A 2089-nucleotide genomic window follows, 5' to 3' on the forward strand; every position below is an offset into this window, starting at 1 on the left:
TGCCAGCCGGCACAGGAGACGCGCACGATCCCCGCCACCGCTCCCGTGACCGGCGTCAGCTATCTCGATGCCAACGCATACGCCCGATGGTATTCAGAAGTGACCGGCGACCAATGGCGGCTGCCATCCGACGAAGAGTGGGCGTTTGCCGCGGCGGAGCGGTTCGCAGGCGAATTCGAGGGTGTCGAAAACGACGCCAACAACCCCGCCAGACGTTGGCTCACCAGCTACAAGGCCGAGGTGGACCTCAATCGCGAACCGGACCCGTTGCCCAAGAGCCGTGGCTCTTTTGGTCTCAATTCCCTGGGCCTCGCCGACTTTTCCGGCAACGTCTGGGAGTGGACGTCGACCTGTTATGTCCGCACCACATTGGCTGCGGATGGAAGCGGTGTTGTGAGTTCGGTCGACAATTGCGGCGTCCACGTCCTTGAAGGGCTTCACAGAGCCTATATGTCGAACTTCGTCAGTGACGGGAAAAGCGGAGGCTGTGCTGTTGGCACGCCTCCCGATAATCTGGGATTCAGGCTGGTGCGGGACCACCCGGGATGGGCAAGCAGAATCTTTAGCCGACTTGGCATCGTCTGAAAAACAGGAATAGCGGGGTCACGTCTTCTCGACGTCGCGAGCCAGCCCGTCGCCCTTCGTCACCGCGCGGTTGGCCTCATCAACGCAGTTCCATAGATCAGAATGAAGCCGGCAAATGCCGCCAACCAGGCGGTGCCGGCCATGTCGATCACCACGTCATAGGGGACGAAGACGGCCAGGATCCTCAATGATCCTGCGAGCAGGACGGCTCCAAAAATGAACGAGGCGCCTTTTCCAGCCTTAAGGTCTCGCCGGGTGTGACCGAGCGTTGCGCGGGTCATCACGGCAAGTGTCATCGCGCCGACCGCGCCAGTTCCGAGTGCGTGGAGCCCTGCAGCAGCCGGCACGATGGCAGGATAGAAGATCGACGCCGAAACGAAGGCAAGACCGACAGGCACGAAGGTATATGCAAGATGGAGCATGAGTACCAGCGCATCCCGCAAGGTGCGCTCGCCAGCCCAGCGGGACAGACGCCACGCCTGGCAGATCGCGGCGACGGCCATAAGCATGCCTGAGATGCTGTCGCTAGGAGCGAACGTCCATGCTCCCAGGGCGATGGCTGAGCTGGCTATCGATACGATGTCAAAACGATCGAACGGCGCAGGCAGCCTGCCAGGATTTTCGCGGACGAGCCAGTTGCGCGTGAAGCTCGGAATGATGCGCCCACCGATCAGCGAGATGAGCACGATCGCCGCAGCCATGCCGAGCCTGCGGCTAATGTCGGATATGCCTTGAAGGTGTGCCTCGATATGGAACGCGCCGTTGGCGCACGCTAGGACGGCAAGTGGCAGCAGTACTTTCAGGTTGCGCCAGTTCCGTCCTGCGACGATCTCGCGGGCCGCCGCGGCCGCGACAGCAAGCAGAAAAGAACCATCGATCACGGCTGCTGCTTCCCAGCCGATATCCGCCGAGAAGAAAACGGCGACGCGTCCGGCAAGCCACAGGACAACCAGAGCCAGCAGCGGCAGGCCTTGCACGGGCAGCCGGCCGGTCCAATTGGGAATGGCGGTCAGCAGGAACCCGGTAACGATCGCCGGCAGATAGCCGAACAGCATTTCATGGACGTGCCAGTCGACCGGGACAAACACACTGTGGGCATCGAGTTCGCCTGCATACATCGGCAGCCAGAGCAGAATGGAGAGCCCGGCATACAGCGACCCGAGGAGGAAGAAGGGCCTGAATCCTTAGGAAAGAATCGCAGGCCCGGTGTAGGCCCGCAGACGTGAAACTGCCATCACTTGCATCCTCAAATGAAAAGGGCCGGATAACCCGCCGCGCTCGGTCCGTCCGGCCCGTGCCTGCCCCTCTTATGGCAGGCGGACTGTATGCTGGTCAGTTGGCCGGAACCTGCGTGAACAGGTCGGCGAACACCGTTTTTGCCTTCCCGGGATGGTTGACCGCCTTGGCGGCATCGAGATTGACCGGCTTGCCGACAACGATCAGCGCGACCATGCCCATGCCGTAGTGCGGGGCGCACTTGACGCCGTAGACGCCCTCCTGGGTC

Annotated in this window: 2 protein-coding genes and 1 pseudogene; 1 reads left to right on the plus strand and 2 read right to left on the minus strand. The window is 61.9% G+C overall.

Features of this window, described 5'->3' with window-relative positions:
* Positions 1 to 585: SUMF1/EgtB/PvdO family nonheme iron enzyme (locus NKI72_RS34695; RefSeq protein WP_352852206.1), on the plus strand; the 585-nt coding region annotated here is incomplete at its 5' end.
* A gap of 59 nt (positions 586 to 644) precedes the next feature.
* On the opposite strand, the pseudogene NKI72_RS34700 reads toward NKI72_RS34695, so the two are convergent.
* A pseudogene (locus tag NKI72_RS34700) lies at positions 645 to 1757 on the minus strand (NnrS family protein); the annotation flags it as partial.
* Between the two features lie 160 nt (positions 1758 to 1917).
* A partial coding sequence (locus tag NKI72_RS34705; protein ID WP_352852208.1) for a plastocyanin/azurin family copper-binding protein occupies positions 1918 to 2089 on the minus strand: 172 nt, incomplete at its 5' end.

This window comes from Mesorhizobium sp. M0437 (genome assembly GCF_040321335.1).
In the GTDB taxonomy this organism is placed as follows: domain Bacteria; phylum Pseudomonadota; class Alphaproteobacteria; order Rhizobiales; family Rhizobiaceae; genus Mesorhizobium.